Raw genomic sequence first — 24909 nt, 5'->3', positions numbered from 1 at the left:
TATCACTTCTTATGACGGCGCCACATTTTTAGTTAACGCCCATATTAACGGGCTAAACTTGAGCGAAGCGAATAGCCCGCTGTTTTTAGTGCTGTTGAATTGACTTATTATATGCAGTTAATGTTCAACTGGGGAAATAACCACCTCTTGAACTTTCCCAACTAACGAGTAACAGTTTGTTAATTTGACTTCGGGACAATTAGTTTTAGTCACGCTTGTTATGACTGTTTGAAAATCGACCTCTCCAGACATGAAATACTTAAGGTAATTACTAAGTGTTGAATCATGAAATGAAGTCGATTGAAGATTAACAAGCAAAAGGCTTTGGGTATATTTTGCATATGTTTGTACCAATTCAATAATTAGCTCTAACAACACCATACTTTTTTCACCAGAGGATAGGCTTGCTAAGTTAAGTGCAAAATCACATCCTTTTAATATTACATTAAGATAATATCCTGCTTTAAATTCGCCATCATCTTCTGAAGGCTCTTGAAAATCAATATATGCTTTACTAACTTGAGAGTACTTAGATCTTCCTACGTTATTTAACAACCCTGCTAATTTAATTTTATCAATTTTCAAGTAATTCGTTAAAGCGTCTTGATCATCCAATTCGCTAGAATAAAGGTTTATCCTAAATTCTAAATCAAACCTGTAAATAGCCATTGGTATCGGATTGAAATTAACAATATTGTCATTTAGGGTGGAACTAATTACGCCTCTATTAGAGTTAACTGAAAAGATATTTGTATCAGGGTTACAAAATTCGAGTTCATAATTAAAAGATTGATTATTGTCTACTCTTGATTTTAATGCTTCATAACTTGTAAGAGAGTTGATGAAATTTAATATTGTTGACTTTCCTGACGTATTTTCTCCCCCATAAACGAAGGTGACCTTACCAAAATATATTGTCTGTTCATTTTTAAATACTTTACTTTGGTTAATTATCAAAGAGCTCAACCAAAATGATTTCCTTTGAATCCGTCCCTGGTGCGTTTTTATTTTTTCTTCATGAAGAAATTTCCATGACTTCAATTGCTCAGCAGAAAATCCATCTCCATCATTTGTATCAATTAATCTTGCATGATTTTTACATGCCCATAGCCCATTATCCAGTGTTCTTAGTTCATCATCACTAAGTCCTCCCTGCCCTCTAGGTCCATCAAGTGATGCACTATATATATGTGCGGCCTCACCGATTGAAGATGTGGTATGAGCTTCTTCTCCAGCCCCAATAGTTATGATATTACAACTAGGGTGACTGCATTGATAACCAGCTCTTCCAGCTAAGATTTTTTTAGTCTTTTCCAGAAAATTCTTTCTTTTGCTCAAAGTGAACCTCTACAGTAAATAAAAAAACATATAACAGCGGAAGTGCGGAATAGTTTAATTTGTTAAAATATACGCTGTCGGAACATAAAAACAATGATTTAAATCTGATAATCAAAAAATAATCATTTAAAGAGAAGCATTCCGTATTAATAAGCAAAATACGGAATGGGATAAAGGGGGTAATTGAAATGACTATTTCAATTAATTGCTAATTCTCCTTGGGCTTTGTAAAGCCTTAGGGAGTTAGCGATACAGACATTATTATTCAGTCGGCTTTTGAATGGGTAACTTTATTGAGATCAAGCTGGTAATAACTAAAAACGCAAAGGCTATCCATAAACACGCGGCAAAGCCATAGGCTTGGTAAACCCAGCCCGATAATACGGTGCCGACTAAACGTCCCATGGCATTGGCCATGTAATAGAAGCCCACATCTAATGACACACCATCTTGTTTCGCATAACTTATAATTAAGTAAGAATGTAAAGAGGAGTTAATGGCGAAGATAGCACCAAAAATCAATAACCCAACAATAATCAAGGTTTGTACATGCCACTCTAGGTGTATTCCCACCGCTAATACACCCGTTATCATCGCTAATAATGCACACCATAACATGGCGTTTTTACCGTCCGGTGCTGCGCCCTCTTTTGTGAAGTATGCGGTAATTTTAGGGGCAAAACCTTGCACTATGCCGTAAGCAACTACCCACGCTGCGAGGAAAGCGCCAACAATAGAATGCGACCAGCCAAAAATACTGGCTAAGTAGATAGGCAGAGCAACCACAAACCACACATCACGGGACGCAAACAGAAATAAGCGTGCCGCTGATAGAATGTTCACAGGGCCAGATTTGGAGAACATCTGACTAAATTTAGGTTTGGTTTTAGCTTTTCCTAAATCCCCTTCCAGGAACATCAAGCTCATCACAAAAACCGCCGCCAACACACCCGCCATAATCAACAAAGCCACTTGGAAACCTACCAGCGTTAATAGCAAACCACCGATGAAAAAACCTGCCCCTTTTAAGGCATTTTTAGACCCGGTTAATACTGCCACCCAGTGGTAAAGCTTCCCCTGTTGATTATTAGGAATTAGGGTTTTAATGGAGCTTTTGGCACTCATTTTATTGAGGTCTTTTGCTATTCCCGACAAGGCTTGTGCCATCATCACCCAAGGTATGGTTAACCATTGGTTAGGAACGGTCAGCAATAACAAGGCGACCACTTGCATAGCCAAGCCAATATTCATGGTGCGATTTAACCCAACGCGTGCCCCTAACCAGCCACCTACTAGGTTGGTGATCACCCCAAATACTTCATAAAACAAAAACAATAAAGCGATATCTAACGGGCTGTACCCTAGTTCATAAAAGTACAGCACCACTAACATACGTAATGCACCGTCAGTGACTGTAAAGTTCCAGTAATTAAAGGTAACAAGTAGGTATTGTCGTAGCGATTTATCCAGTGTTGAGAACCACTTCATTGCTTTTATTCCTAAGGGCGATTAAATTAATGAGACTTTTTTAATAAGCTCAGCAGTACGTGTTGCGTAGCCCATTTCGTTATCGTACCAAGCGTAGATTTTTAACATACGTTTACCGATTAACATGGTTGATAAACCATCAACAATCGTTGAACGTTGGTCACCACGGTAATCAATTGAGACTAATGGGCGGTCTTCGTAACCAAGAATCCCAGCAAGTTCACCTTCTGATGCTTCTTTTAATAGTTGGTTAACTTCTTCAACACTGGTATCTCTTGCTACTTCAAAAACAATGTCTGTTAATGATGCATTCGCTAACGGCACACGTACCGCATGCCCGTTAATTTTGTCTTTTAAGTCAGGGAAAATTTCAATAATGGCTTTTGCTGACCCGGTTGTAGTAGGGATCAAACTCATACCACAAGCACGCGCACGGCGTAGGTCTTTATGCGGTGCATCAAGAATAGTTTGTGTATTAGTTAAGTCATGAATCGTTGTGAATGCGGCATTAGTGATACCCAGTTTTTCATAAATGACTTTAACAACCGGTGCAATACAGTTAGTGGTACAAGATGCTGCCGTAATGATTTTATGAAACGCTGGTTTAAAGGTTTCTTCATTTACGCCCACCACAATATTAGCGACATCAGGGTGTTTAACCGGAGCTGAAACCACCACTAATTTAACGCCTTGCGCAGTGTATTTATCCAATAATGCTTTGTCTTTATTAACGCCCGTTGACTCAATAACCACATCACAACCAGACCAATCTACGGCATCGATTTCACCTTGTTGTGTCACTTTAATTGATTGCCCTGCTACTTCCATGGTGTTGTCTGTGCAAGTCACGGCGTGATTCCAACGACCTTGTATTGAGTCAAACTCTAATAAATGCGCTAAGGTTTTTGCATCACCAGCCACATCATTAACTTGTACAAATTCAACTTCAGGCCAATCAAATGCTGCGCGCATTGCTAAACGGCCGATACGTCCAAATCCATTAATACCTACTTTAATTGTCATGGTCACTCTCTCTATTTAATTTACATTTAATCTGATTTATTTTTCTGTCATTTTGCTTTGTTGATAATTTTCAATATCATCAAGGTATTCTGCTTTTAAACATTTTGAAGTCGTTAATCCTGCAATCACTTGGCGCATCCAACCTGGTAAAGCAGGATTGACTTGGTAATAGATCCACTGCCCTTCACGTTGATCCAAGAGCACGCCCGATTGACGCAGAATAGCCAGGTGACGCGATATTTTTGGCTGACTTTGATTCAGTGCCAAACACAGTTCACCAACACTAATCCTTTCCTCTCTTGCGATTAAGATAAGGCAGCGTAATCGTGTTTCATCGGATAACATTTTAAAAAACTGGTGCGGTTGCATATAAAATTCCATATATTCACATATGCGCATATTATAGTAAGTGAAAATAAGAATGCAATATGGCATAAAAGAATGCTCTGGCTTTTTCTATAGCTAATACAAACAGAATAAACCGAAAAATTGACAGTTTTGTGAACCATTTAAACCACTATTTGGCAATGTATTAAAAACCGAATAGTTAACTTGGTTCATAGTCTGATGGAGAATTAACTAAAAAATGTTAATTATTAAATAGTTGTTCTATTTGCGAAAATTAAACGGAGGAGTCAGTTATTTTAACAAGTAAAATAGCTCAATGACTGAGTGGGATTGGCATTAGTCGAAATAGAATTAAATGACTATTTACTACGGTAAGCTAGGCTGTTGTTTAATATAGTAAATTGATGAGGAGTGAAACATAGAGTACGTTTGGGTTCGGTCAGTTTCTGACTTGATTGACCCGATGTTTGCTCTAACCATAGTATTTCACTGGTCACCTTTATCTGTACAGCATGGCCCTGCTGCCAATCGCAAAATAAGAGACTTGCCGTGGGATTCTCCATTAAGTTACCTAAGGTGTTAAAGAAGCCATTACCTAAGTAGTCTTCTATTAATAATTGCCCGTTGTCGTTAATTCTAACAAAACCAGCTTCCCCGCCACGGTGCGAGATATCAGCGCCACGGCTTCTCTTATCTTCTCCATCATCAAAGTAGCTGGCAATAAAAAAACTATCTGCTTGGCATATCAAGGTTCGCAGATCATTGGTCATTATTATCGAAGATAACTGCGACGTCGGATCATAATCTGCGTTACTAACTAATGTTTTAGGTTGAATATATTTAGGGCAATTGCCATAACTCTGTAATACAGACACTTTAATGTTCTTTTGGTTAATCTCAGTAATGATCGCATTAACACGATTACGCCGCTTTGTATTAAATTCAATAGCGAGTAAACCAATACGATCTCCCACGTTAATTTGATTGTGCCTGAAATCACTCATTGGATTTTGTGTATTGATCCATAACTCAGTCTCTGTGGGTGAGGAAATAAAGCCCTCTTCACCAAACAGAATACTGCCTTGAATGATTGAAGTGGCATCACGATAAGCCATGAAAATCATAGTCTGAGAATGAAAAAATTCACGGTGTTGTAAAGGCATAAACTGACGAATGAATTTAGGGCCGATTTCAGCCATTCGTTGTTCAGTACCCGCTCGCTTCTGTATTAAGCGCTCACCTTGGTGCCAACTACTTTCCATCGTTTTCTCTTTATTGACTAATCAATTCAAGTCTAACGCCACCGGGAATTGAACACATCATGTGTTCAAAAGGAGAATCACCTAATGCTTCTGGTGCAAACTCAATGTCAACGTCATCCAGTTTAAGTAGGTTCTGATAGAGAGTCTGTAGTTGTTCGATGCTATTCACTTTCAATGCAAAATGGTGCAAACCAACATTTTTTGTGCGATCAAATTCAGTTAAGTTATCAGCATCTTTGATCTGCCATAACGTTAACATCACTGTACCATCAGAAACAAAAATGGCTGGATAAGCAGGCTTTTCGCCTACGACTTTAAAGTTTAATTGTTCAATAAAAAAAGCGGCAGTTTTTTTGATGTCTGGAATAGTAAGGCCTAAATGGTGAATACCTGAAGTACCGATTGTTGTTTTACCGCTTTCAATTGATTTTTCTGAAGATGTAGCGCACATAGCAAATACCTTTATTAATTTATCGTTGTATAAAATGTTTGTTACCCAAATGGCTATATTAATGCTCAATAACATGAAAGCAAAAACAAGAGTGAACAAGTCTGTTCACCACTATAGGTGAACAGAACTGTTTACGTCAAGTTTAAATTGGTTATAATTTAGCTATTATGAACACTTATTTAACATATTTGCTAAAAGGACAAGCAATAACATGCAACCAAGAAAACAACACCTAATTGATACTGCATTGATTTTATTCAATAAATTTGGATATCATGCGACAGGTATTGATTTGGTTTTAGCGGAGTCCGGTGTCTCTAAGGCAACACTGTATAAGCATTTCCGTAGTAAGGAAGAGCTGATATTGGCGGCATTACAACTTCGTCATGAGCAAGTTGTCAGTAAATTAAAAAGTAAAATTGAAAGTAATAAACAAGATCCCCAAAATACTGACTCAGTGGAAGATGTATTGGTTATTTTTGATAATTTAAATGAATGGTTTAATAGTGATACGTTCTTTGGTTGTAACTTTATTAATGTCAGCGCTGAATATGCTGATCCTAATCACCCTATCAATATTTTTGCGGCAAAACACAAGCAAACCCTAGTCGATATTATTGCTACGCAATTACCCCCTCAAGCGGATCCGAAAGTCACTCAGCAAAAAGCAGATCAAATCGGTTTATTGGTTGAAGGTGCGATTGTAATGGCTCACACTCGCGGCATGAAACAATCAGCACTGATTGCAAAAGAGATGGCAAAAACAATACTAAAGGCTTAATGAGTAGTTGATGCGCTGAGTTATTTAAATATTTTTTTAAGCAGTGATAACTTATGTTTATAAGGCGGATACAGTAATGGTAAATCTAACCAAGTCGCTGCAGTGAGTACACTCTTTTGGTGTGAAAAGCAGTCGAAACCGTGTTTACCATGATAACTCCCAATACCGCTTAATCCTACGCCACCAAAAGGTAAGTTTGGATTAGCAAGGTGTTGAATGCATTGATTAATGGCAAGACCACCCGCTTGTATTTTTGAGGTCAGTAGCGACTGTGTCTGTTTATTTTCAGTAAAAATGTATGCCGATAGAGGGTGTGCTGGTAAACGTTCAATAACCTCCAACACCTCTTCAAACTTAGTAAAACTGATGACAGGTAAAACCGGCCCAAACACTTCTTCTTGCATGATCGCGTCATCTAAGGACACATTATCCATTACTGTGGGTGTAATATAACGTTGGGTAATATCAATATCCCCGCCTACAATGACTTTTTTTGCATCGATTAAACGACTAATACGTTGCGTGTGACTTTGACTCACAATACGCCCTAGGTCACCACTAGTACTGGCATCTTCCCCATATAAATCAATGATGCGTTTCACTAATGTTTGTAAGAACTTATCTTTTATTTTTTCATCAATGAGCAGGTAATCAGGGGCAACACACGTTTGACCTGTGTTTAACATTTTGCCATACACAATGCGTTTTACAGCCACATCAATATTTGTGTCTGCACAGACAATACATGGGCTTTTTCCACCTAGTTCCAAGGTTACCGGCGTTAATTGTTTTGCCGCTGCTTGCATCACAATTTGCCCGACCTGAGTGCTGCCGGTGAAGAAAATATGATCAAACTTTTGTGTTAATAATGCAGTGACTTGCTCAACCTCACCTTCCACACACTGCACATATTCAGGCGGAAAAGTCGCATTGATCATCGAGGTTAATACTTGACTGACAGTCGGTGTTAATTCAGATGTTTTGACAATACAAGTGTTTCCCGCTGCGAGTGCGGCAATCAGCGGAGATAAACACAATGAAACAGGGTAATTAAAAGGTGCAATGATTAAACAAACGCCTAATGGCGAAGCATGAATGTGACTTTTAGCAGGTTGTAAATAATAAGGTGTCGTTACTTTTTGGGGTTTCATCCACTTTTTTAAGTGTTTGATGGTATCCGATAACTCATTGAGCACGAAACCAACTTCAGTCAAGTAAGCTTCAAATTCCGGTTTATTTAAATCAGTATTAAGCGCTTCAATTAACGCATCTTGATTGTCGGTAATGGCCTGTTTTAATAACTTAAGTTGTTGCACACGATAGGTGAGTGAAAAGGGAACATGCTCGGTAAAATAAGTACGTTGCAACTGCACCTTTTACTTATAATTTGCATTTAACATAGCAGTATCTACGGTCATAAATTCCTATCACGTCATTAACGATAGATGAGCTAATCAATAATTCGGCGCGTTAACGCCGATCAAAGTGATTAATCGAGGATTTGAGAGACTGTCGTAAGACTGACTAATTCAGCAAAACCGTCTTCATCGTTCAACGCAATATGGCCAACAGCAGAAGTTGAAAACGCAGGTACGCCTGCCGAAGGTGCTAATTCACCAACGATATAGCCCACCAAAGGAAGATGTGAAACCAGTAAGACAGATTGCACTCCAGCAGCTTGTAGAGCGAGTATTTCATCAACAGACTTTCTAGCGCTACCTGCAGGGGTTAAACACGGTAAAACTTGAATGTTACTAATGCCTTCGAAAAAAGGACTGACTGATTGCCAAGTTTGCTGTGCTCTGACATAGGGGCTAACTAATACCGCATCGAATTTAACATCTTGTTTCACAAGGTGCTTAGCCATCAGTTCTGATTGTTCGCGTCCTTCATCCGTTAGGTTACGCTCTGAATCTGAATTAGCCATCATTTCTGCTTGGCCATGGCGCATTATATATATTTGCATAAATTCATTTCTCCGAAATAAATAAGCATGGCGAATCTTATGAGCCGATACTTATGAAAGTAGTTAGCACCGGTATTTACCGTGCAACTGATGTTATTGATCATCAATAAATACATGCCTACTAACGCTCGATATAGGTTAATACGTTATTGTTATGCAATATGATCAATGCCTTAATATATTGCTGTTCCTTAGCAATAGCCGATTAAGACGGCTTAAAAGCATACTTCAATATAGCCTAAAGAAAAGCGTAAAACTTTTATTTCAGTAAAGGTTTTTAACTAATACTATAATTTCACTTTTATTTTACAAATAGTTGCAACCCCCTTAACATGAATTTAAAACATTTTGAAGATTGAAGTTGTGGATGATTGGCAGTATATTTTCCGCACCATCAATTTAAATGCAGATACCCGCAATGGCAAAACAACAGTTAAATCAATTACGTGACTATTTAAATAAAATGATTTTGGGTCAAAGTGAGCTGGTTGACAGCTTATTGATCGCACTACTAGCAGATGGACATATCTTAGTTGAAAGCCCGCCAGGTTTAGCAAAAACCCGAGCAATCAACGCATTATCAGACGGAATTGAAGGCGATTTTCACAGAATCCAATTTACCCCAGACCTCCTTCCTTCGGATGTCACAGGGACCGATATTTTTCGCCAAGAAACAGGTCAATTTATTTTCGAGAAAGGGCCTATTTTCCATAACTTAATCTTGGCCGATGAAATAAACCGTGCGCCAGCGAAAGTTCAATCCGCGCTATTAGAAGCGATGGCTGAGCGTCAAGTGACTGTCGGTAAAACCACTTATCCTCTCCCGCCGCTGTTCTTGGTCATGGCCACACAAAACCCATTGGAGCAAGAAGGGACTTACCCATTACCAGAAGCACAATTAGACCGTTTCATTATGCACCTTCAGTTAGATTATCCAGATGCTGATACAGAACGCCTGATCCTGCAGTTAAATCAAAAAGAGATCCTCAAAGAGAAAATTGCGGCGGTTACACCGTTACTCAATGAGCAGATCTTCGCGATGCGTGAAGAGGTAATGAAAGTCAGTATTGCCCCGCATTTAGAGCAATATTTGATTGATTTAATCATGGCAACACGTCAACCAGCGCGTTTTGGTGAAAAGCTCGGAGAGTGGATCAGCTATGGAGCCAGCCCCCGCGCTACCTTAGCTTTAATGCGCACCGCAAAAGCACGCGCTTGGTTAAATGACCGAGACTACGTCATGCCTGAAGATATTATTAGTAACTTATACCCTGTTTTACGCCATCGAGTTATTTTAAGTTATGAAGCGGAAGCACAAGGGTTGAGTGCTAATCAGGTTATTCAAGAAATTATTAATCAAGTGGCGATCGCAGGCTAATGAGTACACATATTCCCGCTATTTTTGCTAATACGCCTTATACTACTGGCGTTGATGTTCAATTAAACGAACTGCTTAGTTATAAACAGCACGGAAAGCTATCTTTAAGTAGCAAGCAATTACCGGCAACACGTCAGTTGTCTGGTAATTACTTAGCCAACATTAAAGGCCGCGGCATGGAGTTTGCCGAAGTTCGACATTATCAACCCGGTGACGATGTCCGATCCATTGATTGGGCGGTCACCGCCAGAACGGGAAGAGCGCATACTAAGCTATTCCAAGAAGAGAAAGAGCGGCCAGTCTTTTTATTGGTAGACCTTTCCGACAGCATGATATTTGGTAGTCAATTTGCCTTTAAGTCGGTACAGGCATGCCATTTAGCATCGCTATTAAGTTGGCAAGCCAAACAACGTAATGACCGCTTGGGGGGAATTGTTTTTAATCAGCAAAACGTCGCAGAATTAAAACCAACATCCCGTAATAAAGGCTTGATGGCGTTTCTGCATCAAAGCCAGATATTATGTCAAAAAACAGCCTTTAAAATACCGCAGCAACAATCGCTCTTCTTACAATTAAAACGTCTTTCTCATTTAGTACAAACCGGTAGCCAAGTACATTTAATCAGCGATTTTTCACAGTTAGATGAAGCCTGTTATAAACTCATTAATCTGTTAAGACGGCATAACCAAGTGACTATTTGGCAAATTAGCGATCCATTAGAATCACACTTACCAAAGAAAATGTTACAGGCTAATTTAAAAATTAACTCGTTAAAAGGAAGTGGATTTTTGCGCAATAAGCGACAACAAAAGTCTTATAACACTGCGGCAACAGAACGCCAGCAACAGATGCAAAGTCACTTTTTAAAATACGGTATTGCACATTATCATATTAGTGCTGCTAGCCCATTATTGGAGCAATTCAATGCCAACATCCAATAACCCCTTTGAACAAATAATATTACCAACACAAGCTCCATCAGCATGGCCACCAGCGCCGATTTATTGGGTCATTTTAGGCGCTATGCTTATGTTACTGGCACTGTTTGTTTGGCTGTTTAAGCAACACCAGAAAAAACAGAAAAAAACCAAGCAAGCCCTAGTAGCACTCAAACAGTTGAGGCAACAAGCAACCCCTCGCTTTGCTGAGTTGAATAAATTACTGAAAGGCTTAGCACTGCAGTATTACCCAAGGCATCAAGTTGCTTCATTAACAGGAGAAGCTTGGTTTAACTTTATCCAAGCTCACCACACTGGTAGCACCCCGCTATTTGGTGAGCAAACGCAATTTTGTCAGCGTTTATATCAACAGCCTTCGATGTGCGATGAACAGGATTTCAAATCAGTCTCACATTGGATAAAAGGATTTCCCGCACAGGTGAAAAGGCTGAAAAAATCAACTTCCGTTGATCAATCATTAACAGGCCAACATCATGTTTGAATTTAGTTACTGGTGGGTATTCCTTTTATTACCTTTACCATTATTAGCAAGACGTTTATTACCCCCTAAAAAACAAGCTTATACACAATTATGGATCCCATTAGCTGAAGGCTTAACAGAGCAAAAAGATAAAAAGGCTAACCCTTTAATGGGGTATTTTGTCCCTTGGTTGCTATGGACATTGTTATTAGCTGCTATTGCAAAACCTGTCTGGTTTGGGGAGCCTATTCGTATTCAGCAACAAAGCCGAGATATGATCCTCTCTTTGGATTTATCGGGCAGTATGCAAGAAGAGGATATGCCATTAAATGGACGTACTGTAGATCGGCTTACCTTAGTAAAATCGATTGTAAAAGACTTTGTTAAACAGCGAAGTGGCGACCGTTTAGGCCTTATTTTATTTGCTGACCACGCCTACTTACAAACCCCTTTAACCTTTGATGTTGATACGGTATCGACCATGGTTGATGAAACAGAGATCGGCTTAGTGGGGAAACAAACGGCCATTGGAGAGTCTATTGGTATGGCCATTAAACGCTTTGTTGAAAATCAAAATGAACAGCGTGTGTTGATTCTATTAACCGATGGCGCAAACACGGCTGGTAGTATCAAGCCCATTGCAGCAGCGAAACAAGCCGCTAAAAACAATATTAAAATCTACACGATTGGTATTGGTGCAGACTCCATGATCAAACCTGGTTTCTTTGGTAATCAACGTGTTAACCCATCTGCAGACCTTGATGAAGAGACGCTAAAGCAAGTAGCTTCATTAACCGATGGGCAATATTTCCGCGCACGTAGTCAAGAGGATTTACAAAAAATCTACGACACCATCAATCAATTACAACCTGTTGATGGGGAGTATTTGGAGTTCCGTCCTGAAAAGAACCTATTTTACTGGCCTTTATCAATCGCCGTATTGATTCTTTTAGTCGTGATATTGTCATTAAAAATAAGAGGTGAAGATGAACTTTAACGACACCCTAGACAGTAGCTTCGGCGCGTTAGAATTCCTACGCCCCTACTGGTTAATTGGCCTGGTTATTATTTTTGCATTAAGTTTATGGCGCTATAAACAGGGTAAAAATCAATCCAGTGATGTGATTGCAAATCATTTAAGTGAACACTTAGTGACACAACCTGAAAGTAAAAAAAGCAATCGAGTGGCATTAAGTATCCTAGCGATTATTGCTTGTATTGCTTTATCGGGTCCGAGTATTCGCTCTGTAAAACTACCGGTTTATGAGATACAACAAGCGCAAGTGATTGCCTTTGATCTCTCTTATTCAATGTACGCAACAGATGTTAAACCTAACCGTTTAAATCAAGCTAAATACAAAGCCATTGACCTTTTAAAGCAATGGAGTGAAGGCGATAAAGGTTTGATTGCTTACGCTGGTGACGCATTTACCATTACACCTTTAACCAAAGACAGCAACGCGATTATTAACCATATCCCTAACCTATCACCTGATTTAATGCCAGCTCGTGGGTCTCGCCCTGATTTAGCCTTAGCAAAAGCGATCACCTTGCTCAAAAATGCTGGTTATCAACAGGGACATATTGTGTTTATCAGTGATGGAGTTGATCAAGAGAGTGCCGATAAGATGCAGGAGATGCTCGAAGGGACTGACTTTATGGTATCTGTTCTCGCGGTTGGCACGCCTGAAGGAGCCCCGATTAAACTCAGTGATGGTAGCTTATTAAAAGACAACAGTGAAAAAATCATTATCCCTAAATTAGCAACAGAAACGCTGTACCCTGTGGTACAAAGTACTCATGGACTTTATACAAGATTCGATCATACAGGTAACGATGTATTACGTTTAGCGGCACATTACAACAGTGAGCAACTGAATAAACAGCAAGATGAACAAGCAAATAACAGTAATAGCGAACAATTAATTGATGATGGTTATTGGTTAGGCTCCCTATTAATTCCGCTATTTTTATTATTGTTTAGAAAAGGTGTTTTCTATATTGCGCTATTGAGCGTTATCTTAAGCTTGCCTTTTGCAAATACTAAAGTACAAGCTTCAGTGTGGGAAAATAGCCAACAAAATGCTTATCAAGCTTTTCAAAATGGCGATTATAAAGCAGCTGGCGAGCAGTTCGAAGATCCGAGTTGGAAAGCGTCAGCCCTGTTTAAAGATAAACAATACCAACAAGCTGAAGCGCTTTATGAAAGTCAGAAAGAGCAATCACCTAAGGATACCAACAATCTTTATAATTTAGGGAATGCGCAGGCGATGCAACAAAAATACCAACAAGCACTGGCGAGCTATAATGCTGCTTTAGCGATAAAGCCAGATTTTGCTGAAGCGCTGGCCAATAAAAAAGCCGTGGAAGAACTATTAAAACAACAAGAACAACAACAGAAGCAGCAAGACCAACAATCTTCTGATGACCAGCAACAAAGCCAACAGCAGAGTCAGCAAGACCAACAATCTTCTGATAACCAGCAACAAAACCAACAGCAGAGTCAGCAAGACCAACAATCTTCTGATGACCAGCAACAAAATCAACAGCAGAGTCAGCAAGATCAACCATCTTCTGACCAGCAACAAAACCAACAGCAGAGTCAGCAAGATCAGCAATCTTCTGACCAGCAACAAAATCAACAGCAGACTCAGCAAGATCAACCATCTTCTGACCAGCAACAACAGCAGAGTCAGCAAGATCAGCAATCTTCTGAACAGCAAAGTCAGCAGCAGAGCCAGCAAGATCAGCAATCTTCTGAACAGCAAAGTCAGCAACAGAGTGCAGCTGAACAACAAGAGCAACAGCAGCGAGAATCAGAACAGCAACAGGCACAACAAGCTGCTGCCGATAGTCAGGATGAACAAGATAATACGGAGCAACAAGCCGCAGCGACTAACGCAACTCAAGACCCTGATGTCAATCAAGAGTATGAAGACTTGCCTTTGTGGTTAAAAAACGTCCCCGATGACCCAGCTTTGTTACTAAGAAATAAAATGCAGCTTGAATACCGCAAGCGCGCTGCTAACAAACCTGTGCTAAATAACAACAATAATAACGGAGAGATCTGGTAATGCCGTTTATACAAAAACTAATCAATGTCAGCCTATTACTCATCGCTTTTTGCATGCCAGCTATGGCAGCGACACAAGCAACGGCCTCTATTAGTAGCAATACTATTTATTTGGGTGATACCTTCTATTTAACCGTCCAAGTTGATGATACGGGCTCTGAATATCAGTTAGACACCAGTCAATTAAGTGAGGATTTTAATGTCGGCTCACCTTCCCGAAGCCAACAAACGTCCTACATTAATGGTGACTTTACTCAACAGACGACCTGGACGGTCAGTTTACAAGCTAAATCAGTGGGTCAATTTACTATTCCTGCACTTCAATTAGATGACCTAAAGACCCAAGCCATTAATATTGAGGTCAAGCAACCTGGTAAACAGCAACAATCAACGGCTAGCGATACTATCTTTATTGAAAACAGCCTTAATAAAGATAGCGTGTATATAGACCAACCCGTGATTGTAGACACTAAAATATTTGTTTCTGAAAATGTGGCGAATGGTGATATTCAGCCACCAACATTAGATGACGCCAGTATTGAACAAGTACAACTTGACCAACAACAGAATCAAGTTATTCGTAATGGTTTACGCTACCGTGTATTCCATTACCAATATACAGTCACTCCTTCGGTTGCAGGTGATGTGTCGATAACGTCTCCTTTATTAACGGGTTCAGTACGTCAAGTAACCCGTGTTAATGGTTGGCAAGACAGAGTAAAAAACACGCCTATTAATATCCGAGGCAATAATCTACCGTTAACCGTTAAAGCAATGCCAGCTGATTTTCAAGGTGATTGGTTAATTAGCGAAGACGTGAGATTAATTGAAAATAATGACCTGCAGGCTGACACACATTTTGTCGGAGAGCCAATTACACGTAGTATCAGCTTACAAGTTGCTTCAGTGGCATTGGATAAAATGCCGGAAATTAACCTTAATTACGATAAAGCATTACGTGTTTACCCTGATCAAGATGATTTAAAACAAGGGACTATTGATGGCACTATTTATAGCCAGCGAACGGTTACTCATGCCATTATTGCCAATAAAGCAGGACAGCTTGTTTTACCTGAAATCAAAATTGCTTGGTGGAACAGTAAAACAGAAAAGCAGGAGTTCACTACACTTCCCGCGCAAACTTTAACGATTAAGCCGGCACCACAGGGCGTAAATCAAACAAGTAGTAATAACACCACACAGCCAACTCAAAGTGTAACAGCGTTACCAGCTGAGGCAGCGGCCCCTACTTTAAACAATCAAAGCAATCAACAACAAGAAACCCAGTTATTGTATTGGCAGATAAGCACCTTGGTTTTATTACTCCTATTAATCGCATTTAGCTTTTACCATGTAAGGTGCACTCGAAATCTAAAACTTGCTCCTACTACCACACCTAAAAAAAGCAAACAGAGCTCGCCTTATAAAGCCCTAGTAGCGGCTTTAAAAGACGCTAAACCAAACCAAGTTTATTTAGCGCTTTTACAGTATGGGCAAGTACAGCAACCTACTATGAGCAAATTACAACAGCTTTGTGAGGTCAATGACTTAGAAAGTGATGTCAAACAGGCATTATTAATTAATTTACAGCAACTTGAGCAAGCATGTGCCGGCAAAACGCACCAATGGGATGCGCAACAGCTATTAAAATTAATAAAAATGCACCATCAAGTTACAACCACTAGTGATCCAAATCAAATAACCAATATCAATCCGTAATTTTCCACCTATTTATGAGCAAATTATGGCCTTAAAAATTTGCTCATAAATGGTGCATAAAACCCAAATCCAGTCATAAAACAAACAGAAATATGACTTAAATCAAAAAAAATGATGGGTTAGGCGCTTAGGGGCTAGTAAAAGCCTGCCTCTATCTTATGATTAATCTCGTTAAATATATTGGTGGCATGCAAATTGCTCTTATGTATTTATATGGATATTGTTCTAAATATGAAATGGCATGGAACTTGCCATAATTATTTTTATATGAGTATCGTTCTAAACCACGTTATCTATATTCATAGTGATTTATCAATAATTTTAAGCCATAAGGAAAATACGATGAAAGTAACAAAACTAGCTTTATTACTTGGTCTAACAGCGGCAGTCCCTACTTTATCTCACGCAGGTACATTAGAAGACGTTATCAAAGAAGATGTACTAAAATGTGGAGTTTCTACAGGTATCCCAGGTTTCTCAGCTGCTGACTCTAACGGTGAATGGAAAGGTCTAGATGTAGATTTCTGTAAATCAGTAGCAAGTGCAGTGTTAGGCGATGCAAGTAAAGTGAAATACTTCCCATTAACGGCTAAAGAGCGTTTTACTGCATTACAAAGTGGTGAAGTTGATGTACTAGCCCGTGCAACCACTTGGACTGCTACACGTGATGCTTCTCTAGGTTTAAACTTTGCTGGTGTTAACTACTACGATGGTCAAGGTTTCTTAGTAAGTAAAAGCTTAGGTGTATCGTCTGCTAAAGAGCTTGATGGTGCAACATTCTGTATTCAAGCGGGTACAACAACAGAGCTTAACTTAACAGATTACTTCAAAGCTAATGGCATGGAATATAAAGCCGTTACTTATGATACATCAGGTCAAACAATCGATGGTTTCAAAAAAGGCCGTTGTGACGCAGTAACATCTGACCGTTCTCAATTAGCTGGTTTACGTATTAAACTTGACGATCCAACATCAGCAATTTTATTACCAGAAACTATCTCTAAGGAACCACTAGGCCCTGTAGTTCGTCAAGGTGATGATGCTTGGTTTAATGTTATTCGTTGGACTATGTTTGCAACAATTGAAGCTGAAGAGCTAGGTGTATCATCAACTAATGTAGATGAAATGCTAAAATCATCAGCTAACCCAGGAGTTAAACGTCTATTAGGTTCTTCAGGTAAAACAGGTGAAGATCTAGGCCTTAAAAATGATTGGGCTTACCAAATTGTTAAACAAGTTGGTAACTACGCTGAATCATACGACTTAAACGTAGGTAAAGATTCACCAATCAAAATTGACCGTAGTTTAAACAAACTATGGAATGATGGCGGTATCATGTACCCAATGCCAATCCGTTAATTTTAACCAGTCTCTAGGGGAAGTTTTACTTCCCCTTTTTCCTAGCTGATTAAAAGGCACATTATGACAGACAAACAGCTCCCAGTAGACGGCAAAGGATTGTTAAACAATCCTCAGCACCGCGCAATATTCTTCCAAGTTCTCGCTTTAGCACTCGTTGTGTTCTTTGCATTTTATTTTGCAAATAACATGTTCGAAAATATCGAAAGCCGTGGTATTACCACTGGTTTCTCATTTTTAGACAACACTGCCGGCTTCGGCATTAGTCAAACACTTATCCCTTACGATGATGGTACATCTACTTTTATGGATGTATTTATTGTTGGCTTATTAAATACCATTCTTGTGTCGGTATTAGGGATTATTTTCGCTTCGATTATTGGCTTATTATTAGGTGTTGCTCGTTTATCAAGTAACTTTTTGGTTTCAAAACTTGCACTTGTATATATTGAGACATTCCGTAATATCCCAATTTTGTTACAAATTTTATTCTGGTACAACGTTGTACTTGCAGCATTACCAGGTCCACGCCAAAGTTTCGCTTATTTAGACAGCGTATTCTTAAATAACCGTGGTTTATTATTACCTGAACCAATTTTTCAAAGCGGCAGTAGTGCAGTAGTTATTGCTTTTGTATTGGCAGTTGCGGCAGTCATTTACTTAACTCGTTGGTCTCGTAAACGTCATGACGATACGGGTGAAGAGTTTCCAATTTTCAAAGTATCACTAGCGATCCTAATCTTAGCACCAACGTTGGTATACTTTATTGTTGGTCAACCAATTACAGCGATTTACCCTGAACTAAAAGGCTTTAACTTTAGAGGTGGTTTAACCATCATTCCAGAGTTACTAGCACTACTATTTGCACTAAGTATTTATACTGCAACTTATATCGCAGAAGCTGTACGTGCAGGTATAGAAGCCGTACCTAAAGGACAAAAAGAAGCAGCTAAGTCATTAGGTCTTAAAGACTATGTGATTTTAACTAAAGTTGTTTTACCACAAGCGTTACGCGTCATTATCCCACCTGTTATTAATCAGTTTTTAAATTTAACTAAAAACTCATCTTTAGCAACGGCGATTGGTTACCCTGAACTAGTAACATTATTCTCAGGCACAACCTTAAACCAAGTAGGTCAAGCAATTGAGATTATTCTCATGACCATGGCTGTTTACCTCACCATCAGTATTCTAATCTCACTGTTGTTGAACTGGGTTAATGCCAAAATGGCTATAAAAGGACGTTAAGATGGCAACTTATACAATGAAAGAAGCCAAACCGGCTCCAACGACCAATAAAGGCGTTGTTTTTTGGTTAAGAGAAAATCTTTTTCCAGATGTAAAAAATACACTATTAACCCTTGCAGGTTTATACATTCTGTACGCGATTATTCCACCATTATTAAATTGGATGATCTTTGATGCAACATGGACCGGCTCAAAAGATGAAGTAGTGAACAGCGGTGCTCGCTGGATATTTATTGTCGAGAAATTCGACCAATTTATGTATGGATTTTACCCTGAAGCATTGCATTGGCGCCCTAACCTAGTCGGTATTTTAAGCCTTGTACTGATTTTTGGTTTCAAATACATTGGCAGCGTTAAACTTAAAATTGCGACTATCATTCTTTTCCCAATTATCTGTTTTGTATTAATCAGTGGTGGATGGTTTGGTTTAGAAGTGGTTGAAACTGAAAAATGGGGTGGCTTAATGCTGACCATTTTAGTTGCGGCAGTAGGCATCGTTGCTTCCTTCCCAATTGGTGTAGTATTGGCATTAGGTCGTCAATCTAACATGCCGATTTTAAGAACGCTGTGTATTGGATTCATTGAATTTGTACGTGGTGTACCGCTTATTACAATACTGTTCATGGCATCGGTTTTATTACCTTTATTTTTCCATGATGGCATTGAATTTAATAAGTTACTACGTGCATTGATTGGTATTACTCTATTCCAAGCAGCGTACATTGCTGAGGTAATACGAGGTGGCTTACAAGCGATACCTAAAGGTCAATATGAAGCAAGTGAAGCATTAGGCTTAACTTATTGGCAAGGTATGATTTTAATCATTCTTCCACAGGCTTTAAAAATATCAATCCCTAACCTAGTGGGTTCGTTTATCTCTCTATTCAAAGATACAACACTAGTTTTAATTATCGGTTTATTCGACATTTTAGCAATGGTGACACTGACCAACAGTGATACCAATTGGCTAGGCTACGAAGTAGAAGGTTACGTATTTGTAACGCTTATTTACTGGGTATGCTGTTTTTCAATGTCACAATACTCAAAATCGATTGAACGCAAATTTAACACCGAGCATTAAAAAGGAAACGTCATGTCTGACCAAGAAGTTATGATTACAATGAAGGACGTCAATAAGTGGTATGGTGATTTCCATGTACTAAAAGATGTAAACTTAAACATTAAAAAAGGCGAAAAAGTGGTTATCTGTGGCCCATCGGGTTCAGGTAAATCAACAACAATACGCTGTTTAAATCACCTTGAAAAGTTTCAAGAAGGCAGTATCAACATCAATGGTACTGAGTTAATTGAAGATGTGAAAGTAGTCCGTCATATTCGCTCTCAAGTGGGTATGGTATTCCAACACTTTAACCTTTTCCCACACTTGTCTGTATTAGAAAACCTGTTGATAGCACCAACTTGGGTACATAAAAAGCCACGTAAGGAAGCCATTGAAACGGCGATGTATTACTTGGAGCGAGTTAAAATTGCCGAGCAAGCACATAAGTACCCTAACCAACTTTCAGGTGGTCAACAACAACGTGTAGCGATTGCACGTTGTTTATGTATTAACCCTGAAATTATGTTATTTGACGAACCAACGTCTGCACTGGATCCAGAAATGGTATCGGAAGTATTAGATGTAATGGTTGAGCTAGCTGACGAAGGTATTACTATGATTTGTGTAACACATGAAATGGGCTTTGCGAAAAAAGTAGCCGACCGAGTGGTATTCATGGATGCAGGGCAAGTTATTGAAGAAAACGAACCAAATGAATTCTTTGATAACCCACAATCAGATCGTCTGAAACTATTCCTAGAGCAGATTTTATCTCACTAGAGAAATGAATCAGTATTTACCAATAACAAAGGGCTAATGATTAGCCCTTTTTTTGTACCTGATAATCAATAATTTATTTGTTGAATCACCTTCTCATGGAAAGTCTGATCAGAATAAAACTGAGTCACCAAATAACGTGGCTCAATACCTGCACGTTGAATTAATGGTACCGCCCTTTCAGTAGCCACAATATAGGCATTAACGTCTTGGTAACGAGCTAGTAGCGGTATAATCACCTGCTGATAGATCTGTTTCGCTAATAGGCTGGCATAACCTTTATTACGATGCTCGGGCAATGTGACAAAATGTAATACACCGAGGTCTTGATAGACTTCACCTTCAAAGCACTTCACCTTGTCATCACAAGCTTCATAATTCTCTAATAGGCTATAGGCGACTAACTGCTCATTGACATATAGCTTTACCACTTCGGCTTGCGTGCCATGGCGTAATTCGCCATGCTCTACTAACCAGCTAAAGAGATACCACATTTTCATATTAATTTGCCCAAGTGCTAACAGCTCCTGAGCACAGTGTTTTGCATTGCACAATTCAAATCGTTGCATGAGCTACTTAGTCTTTATTATTTAGCATCAAGTCTTTTACCCTACTTTTCTCGTTGTTGAATTGCTTTGACTGCTGAGTAAGTAGAAACACAATAAGGGACACAGTAAGTTAATATGATTTGAAATAGACGTTGGCTATCAAAATCCATTTGCATTATGGCACTACTGTGATTAATAACCGCCAGCAGAGTGCCAACCAATAATGATACTTTTAAAGCAGGAATAATAATCTTGCGACTGCAAGCCAGTTCAAAAAAGCCAGGCGATGTTTTCATATAAGTCATGTCCCTAAAGGTGTGGTTAACTATTTTAATAGCTCCAGTAGCTATCCTTTGTTATCAACAAATAAAATTAGTTGAGCTAATGATTAATGACCGGAGGTATTAGAAAAAACATTCAAAATAATCACACCAATAATAATGAAAATTATGCCGATAATAGCCGCAAGGTCTGGCACCTGTTTATAAACAAGCGCACCAAAAGCCGCCACCAAAACGATTCCCATACCAGCCCAAATGGCATAAGCAATACCAATCGGCACAGTTTTTAACACAAGCGATAAAAAATAAAAGGTAATCACATAGGCAATGACACAAACACTACTATAAACCCAGTGACTAAAACCATCTGACGCTTTTAACGCTAGCGTGCCTATCACCTCAGATATGATCGCAATAGCTAAATACCAATAACCCATTTGTACTCCAATATTGTGTCATGCCGATCACCATAAATAGTCCAATTTACGTAGCAAAATTGGTTTATCTCAACGCATAAATTGCGCCTTTTGAAGATTAATTTCGATAGTCGTCTACCGGGCATTGACGAAAGAGGTTAATTCTTAAATGTTTGTTTCTGCTACAAAACTTACAGCCAAACAACAATCCTTAATTTGTTTAGTGTATTCGCAACATATAAACAATTGAAAATTAATAAAAAACAGCCAAAAAACGCCGCCTTAGTATAATGGGTATAATGACAATTAGCATTACTAACTTCTAATAAATGCTTCTATTTTAGGCTTAATGATTAATGACATAACGACCATAATTGCCAAGCCGACTGGTAACGCCCCTAAATACCCCGCTAACCAACCTTGGTAAAAATCCCCTAAGTCCGCTAGACCAATATTATTTATCGCAGTACTAAATGACATTACCGCCTCCATGGTAAAGGCCATAATGGTACCAGTGACTAAATTACGCTTTAATTCACTTAAATGTGGATATTTTCGGTTAATTAATTTCGTTATTAATGCCATAACGAATAACCCTACCGGAATAACCAATAAAGAAGCCAAAAAAGAACTAAACCAATCCATAGCAAAATGCTCTGTATAACCTAAGTTCATATAAGTCATGATCGCGGTTAAGGTACCGGCAAAAAATCCCAACAAGCAGAGTATAACAAACACTTTATAGCTCAATGGTGTTTTAGGAGCGATTAATTTCGCCTGTTCATTTTGATTTTGTAGTTCTAATGGCATATTTTGCTTATTATTAATTAAAAGTGGTTGATAAATACAACCATATTAAATTTAGTTGACAAAAGCAACTTATTTCTATTTTTAACCATATAAATATGAACCTAAAAAACAATCCAAACGTATTGAAATGGGTAAAATAACAGAAAGGAATAAATGATGTTTTCTCTATTTAAAAAAGATCCATTAAAACAACTTAATAAACAACTTTCCGCTAAATTAGAAGAAGCGATGCATGCACAGAGAAATGGTGATATTAAACGTTACTCGCAGTTAAGTTTTGAAGCACAAGAGATAGATAGAAAAATCATAGAGATTGAACAAAACGTAAGAGTCCGATGAAGATTAAAAATAAATAGTGCCTGCTTTTTAAGAGGTTAAATAATTAATTTAACCCTCTTTTTTGTTTTGCCTCTTCAATACTGCCCTCGTTGGTTACAAACTCATACCCAGCTCGTTCTAATGCAGACATTGCGATATCAGATCGACCTCCTGTTTTATCATAAAGGTGAATTTCTGTGCTTTTATCTGGGTATAATTTTGTCACTTCTCTGACTATATTCGAATGTGAGATACGTAGATCACCGGGAATGTTATTGCGCAAACTTTCAGATAGCGTGCGAACATCAATCCAAACAGGATCCGCAAAAGCAAGCGAGCTCGCCATAGAAAAACAAGCTAATAGTACTCCACAACACACCTGTATTTTTTTCATAACTCTCCTGATCCTGTTTGCGCTAACACTATACTCACTCAAAAAATCGACATGCCTAACGATTAAGTCAGTAGCTCTGATATTGGGTATACCGCTGAATTAACACGAGTAATGTAGTGATATTCGGCAATAGGTGAAATACCAATAATAGCACGTCGTAACATATCTAAAGCAATGGCTGCGCTAATATCTCGAATATAAGCACGACTGCGTTGTGATGAAAGACGAATAGTTTGACAATAAACTTGGTGATTCGCTTTAACGGCAATCACCACAGTACCAATTGGGTTTTGCTCAGTGCCACCACTTGGCCCTGCAATACCTGTTGTTGCCAGTGCAAAATCGGTTGTCCTGATTTTAGTATTTGCGCTGGCCACACCAGCCGCCATCTGTGCAGCACATAATAAGGACACTTCAGTGTTTTGCTCAATACAGTGCTCAGAGACTTTCAACAGCGACATCTTGGCTTCATTACAATAACTCACTACACCTTGTTTTAGGTAGTTAGAACTGCCTGAAAAGGTCACTAACTGGTTACAAATATCACCGCCAGTTAAGGATTCAGCTACTGCTAAGGTACTTTCTTTAGTAAGTAATAATTGGTGAACCTCTGCAGCAAGTGTATCTTGATCTCGAGCAACGACAGCATCACCTAATTCAGCCATAGCTTGTTCAATAGCCATGGTTTGCTGTGCTTGTGGTACATCACGGGCGATTAATTTTAATTCTAAGTAAGGCATATATGCCCTGTAACCAAGGGTGATACCAGCAGGCCATGACAGCTTCTCTAACCGCTCAGCCATTGTTGATTCCCCCATTCCGATACTCAATATCTTGGTGACTTCTACTTTACTTTGTAGCCCAGCTTCAGCTTTTACAAAAGGGAGAAATTGCTCTAACACCATCTTTTTATATTCATGCGGCACACCTGGTGTAAAAAATAACCACGCTCGATTAAGCTTTACTCGGAAACCGCAGGCACTGCCCACTGGATTATCAACGAGTACTGCCCCCTCCGGTAACCAAGCTTGTTTCAAGTTACTAGCGGTTAAGGTAATGCCTCGCTCAGCCCCCCAAATACGCAGTTGATCTAGCCATTGTTGATTTTCAACCAAAGGCACCCCCATCGCATCCGCCATAGCTTGTGCTGAAAGATCATCAGCTGTTGGCCCCAGACCACCATTCACTAAAATGATATCTGCGTACTGACTACGTTCTTCAAAGACTTCAATTAAATCCTTTAATCGGTCACCCACTGTCGTACGACGATGCATTTCAAAACCATGGTTCATCAGTTGATTACCCAGCCATGCTGCATTGGTATCAACGATTTGACCAGCTAAGACTTCTTCGCCTGTACATATCATTTCTAGTTTCATGAATGCCTCTTCATATATGATTAATGACTATAGTTAATTAAGAGTACTACAGATACATTATATTAATCACATA

26 protein-coding genes are annotated in these 24909 nt (G+C 38.9%); 12 read left to right on the top strand and 14 right to left on the bottom strand.

Translation table 11 applies throughout. From position 1 onward, the window contains the following. Window positions 1-117: 117 nt before the first annotated feature. From DS885_RS08925 to DS885_RS08900, 6 genes are all read right to left on the bottom strand, one after another. Window positions 118-1338: an ATP-binding protein gene (locus tag DS885_RS08925; protein WP_113819089.1), complete on the bottom strand. Its 1221-nt coding sequence runs from the start codon at window positions 1336-1338 to the stop codon at window positions 118-120. Between the two features lie 261 nt (window positions 1339-1599). Beyond that, on the bottom strand, window positions 1600-2826 hold the full coding sequence (gene arsJ, locus DS885_RS08920; protein ID WP_113819088.1) for an organoarsenical effux MFS transporter ArsJ: 1227 nt from the start codon (window positions 2824-2826) through the stop codon (window positions 1600-1602). A 21-nt stretch (window positions 2827-2847) separates the two neighbouring features. Then, window positions 2848-3849 carry an ArsJ-associated glyceraldehyde-3-phosphate dehydrogenase gene (locus DS885_RS08915; RefSeq protein ID WP_113819087.1) on the bottom strand — a complete coding sequence of 334 codons (1002 nt, stop codon included), beginning with the start codon at window positions 3847-3849 and terminating at the stop codon, window positions 2848-2850. A gap of 36 nt (window positions 3850-3885) precedes the next feature. Continuing rightward, window positions 3886-4218 carry a metalloregulator ArsR/SmtB family transcription factor gene (locus DS885_RS08910; RefSeq protein ID WP_113819086.1) on the bottom strand — a complete coding sequence of 111 codons (333 nt, stop codon included), beginning with the start codon at window positions 4216-4218 and terminating at the stop codon, window positions 3886-3888. 338 nt (window positions 4219-4556) lie between these two features. Then, window positions 4557-5459 carry a pyridoxamine 5'-phosphate oxidase family protein gene (locus DS885_RS08905; RefSeq protein ID WP_113819085.1) on the bottom strand — a complete coding sequence of 301 codons (903 nt, stop codon included), beginning with the start codon at window positions 5457-5459 and terminating at the stop codon, window positions 4557-4559. A 10-nt stretch (window positions 5460-5469) separates the two neighbouring features. Further along, the gene (locus DS885_RS08900) at window positions 5470-5910 is read right to left on the bottom strand and encodes a VOC family protein (protein WP_113819084.1); all 441 of its coding nucleotides are present in this window, start codon (window positions 5908-5910) and stop codon (window positions 5470-5472) included. 211 nt (window positions 5911-6121) lie between these two features. On the opposite strand from DS885_RS08900, the gene DS885_RS08895 reads away from it, so the two are divergent. Next, entirely contained in the window at window positions 6122-6691 is a 570-nt protein-coding gene (locus DS885_RS08895; RefSeq protein ID WP_113819083.1) for a TetR/AcrR family transcriptional regulator, read from the top strand. Window positions 6692-6711: 20 nt separating this feature from the next. Here the strand turns inward: DS885_RS08895 and DS885_RS08890 are convergent, their stop codons facing one another. Together DS885_RS08890 and sixA are read right to left on the bottom strand one after the other, a co-directional pair. Continuing rightward, window positions 6712-8058: an aldehyde dehydrogenase gene (locus tag DS885_RS08890; RefSeq protein ID WP_181817739.1), complete on the bottom strand. Its 1347-nt coding sequence runs from the start codon at window positions 8056-8058 to the stop codon at window positions 6712-6714. Window positions 8059-8180: 122 nt separating this feature from the next. Further along, window positions 8181-8657 carry a phosphohistidine phosphatase SixA gene (gene sixA / locus DS885_RS08885; protein WP_113819081.1) on the bottom strand — a complete coding sequence of 159 codons (477 nt, stop codon included), beginning with the start codon at window positions 8655-8657 and terminating at the stop codon, window positions 8181-8183. A gap of 418 nt (window positions 8658-9075) precedes the next feature. Here sixA and DS885_RS08880 point away from each other — a divergent pair, with 418 nt between their 5' ends. The 10 genes from DS885_RS08880 to DS885_RS08835 all read left to right on the top strand — a co-directional run bounded on the left by DS885_RS08880 (window position 9076) and on the right by DS885_RS08835 (window position 20693). After that, a complete protein-coding gene (locus DS885_RS08880; protein ID WP_113819080.1) occupies window positions 9076-10035 on the top strand; it encodes an AAA family ATPase in 960 nt (319 codons plus the stop codon). Then, window positions 10035-10976 carry a DUF58 domain-containing protein gene (locus DS885_RS08875; protein ID WP_113819079.1) on the top strand — a complete coding sequence of 314 codons (942 nt, stop codon included), beginning with the start codon at window positions 10035-10037 and terminating at the stop codon, window positions 10974-10976. Before DS885_RS08880 ends, DS885_RS08875 begins: the two co-directional genes overlap by 1 nt. Further along, a complete protein-coding gene (locus DS885_RS08870; RefSeq protein WP_113819078.1) occupies window positions 10960-11475 on the top strand; it encodes a DUF4381 domain-containing protein in 516 nt (171 codons plus the stop codon). The genes DS885_RS08875 and DS885_RS08870 overlap by 17 nt, the downstream gene beginning before the upstream one ends. Next, window positions 11468-12451: a VWA domain-containing protein gene (locus DS885_RS08865; RefSeq protein ID WP_113819077.1), complete on the top strand. Its 984-nt coding sequence runs from the start codon at window positions 11468-11470 to the stop codon at window positions 12449-12451. Before DS885_RS08870 ends, DS885_RS08865 begins: the two co-directional genes overlap by 8 nt. Next, complete coding sequence (locus tag DS885_RS08860; protein ID WP_113819076.1) at window positions 12441-14528, top strand: vWA domain-containing protein; 2088 nt, start codon at window positions 12441-12443, stop codon at window positions 14526-14528. Before DS885_RS08865 ends, DS885_RS08860 begins: the two co-directional genes overlap by 11 nt. Beyond that, entirely contained in the window at window positions 14528-16246 is a 1719-nt protein-coding gene (locus DS885_RS08855; RefSeq protein WP_113819075.1) for a BatD family protein, read from the top strand. Before DS885_RS08860 ends, DS885_RS08855 begins: the two co-directional genes overlap by 1 nt. Before the next feature lie 342 nt (window positions 16247-16588). After that, window positions 16589-17605 (top strand): amino acid ABC transporter substrate-binding protein, encoded by a 1017-nt coding sequence (locus DS885_RS08850; RefSeq protein ID WP_113819074.1) that lies wholly within the window; start codon window positions 16589-16591, stop codon window positions 17603-17605. A 63-nt stretch (window positions 17606-17668) separates the two neighbouring features. Then, entirely contained in the window at window positions 17669-18853 is a 1185-nt protein-coding gene (locus DS885_RS08845) for an amino acid ABC transporter permease (protein WP_181817738.1), read from the top strand. Window position 18854: 1 nt separating this feature from the next. After that, window positions 18855-19934, top strand: a complete 1080-nt coding sequence (locus DS885_RS08840; protein ID WP_113819073.1) for an amino acid ABC transporter permease — start codon at window positions 18855-18857, stop codon at window positions 19932-19934. Window positions 19935-19946: 12 nt separating this feature from the next. Further along, the gene (locus tag DS885_RS08835) at window positions 19947-20693 is read left to right on the top strand and encodes an amino acid ABC transporter ATP-binding protein (RefSeq protein WP_113819072.1); all 747 of its coding nucleotides are present in this window, start codon (window positions 19947-19949) and stop codon (window positions 20691-20693) included. Window positions 20694-20758: 65 nt separating this feature from the next. Here the strand turns inward: DS885_RS08835 and DS885_RS08830 are convergent, their stop codons facing one another. From DS885_RS08830 to DS885_RS08815, 4 genes are all read right to left on the bottom strand, one after another. Further along, window positions 20759-21259 carry a GNAT family N-acetyltransferase gene (locus DS885_RS08830; RefSeq protein ID WP_113819071.1) on the bottom strand — a complete coding sequence of 167 codons (501 nt, stop codon included), beginning with the start codon at window positions 21257-21259 and terminating at the stop codon, window positions 20759-20761. 41 nt (window positions 21260-21300) lie between these two features. Beyond that, window positions 21301-21534, bottom strand: coding sequence for a nitrate/nitrite transporter NrtS (nrtS, locus tag DS885_RS08825; protein ID WP_113819070.1), 234 nt, complete (start codon window positions 21532-21534; stop codon window positions 21301-21303). A 92-nt stretch (window positions 21535-21626) separates the two neighbouring features. Next, a complete protein-coding gene (locus DS885_RS08820) occupies window positions 21627-21956 on the bottom strand; it encodes a DMT family transporter (protein WP_113819069.1) in 330 nt (109 codons plus the stop codon). A gap of 294 nt (window positions 21957-22250) precedes the next feature. Next, entirely contained in the window at window positions 22251-22745 is a 495-nt protein-coding gene (locus DS885_RS08815; protein ID WP_113819068.1) for a DUF2798 domain-containing protein, read from the bottom strand. Window positions 22746-22901: 156 nt separating this feature from the next. Here DS885_RS08815 and DS885_RS08810 point away from each other — a divergent pair, with 156 nt between their 5' ends. Further along, complete coding sequence (locus tag DS885_RS08810; RefSeq protein ID WP_113819067.1) at window positions 22902-23084, top strand: DUF6435 family protein; 183 nt, start codon at window positions 22902-22904, stop codon at window positions 23082-23084. A gap of 43 nt (window positions 23085-23127) precedes the next feature. On the opposite strand, the gene DS885_RS08805 is transcribed toward DS885_RS08810, so the two are convergent. Both DS885_RS08805 and DS885_RS08800 read right to left on the bottom strand, forming a co-directional pair. Further along, entirely contained in the window at window positions 23128-23457 is a 330-nt protein-coding gene (locus tag DS885_RS08805; RefSeq protein WP_258546877.1) for a rhodanese-like domain-containing protein, read from the bottom strand. A gap of 62 nt (window positions 23458-23519) precedes the next feature. After that, the gene (locus tag DS885_RS08800; protein WP_113819066.1) at window positions 23520-24836 is read right to left on the bottom strand and encodes a CinA family nicotinamide mononucleotide deamidase-related protein; all 1317 of its coding nucleotides are present in this window, start codon (window positions 24834-24836) and stop codon (window positions 23520-23522) included. Window positions 24837-24909: the final 73 nt, after the last annotated feature.

The organism is Psychromonas sp. B3M02 (assembly GCF_003318165.1).
In the GTDB taxonomy this organism is placed as follows: Bacteria; Pseudomonadota; Gammaproteobacteria; order Enterobacterales; family Psychromonadaceae; genus Psychromonas.
Note: the sequence above shows the minus strand (reverse complement) of the source record. Positions and strands in the feature narration are given on the sequence as shown.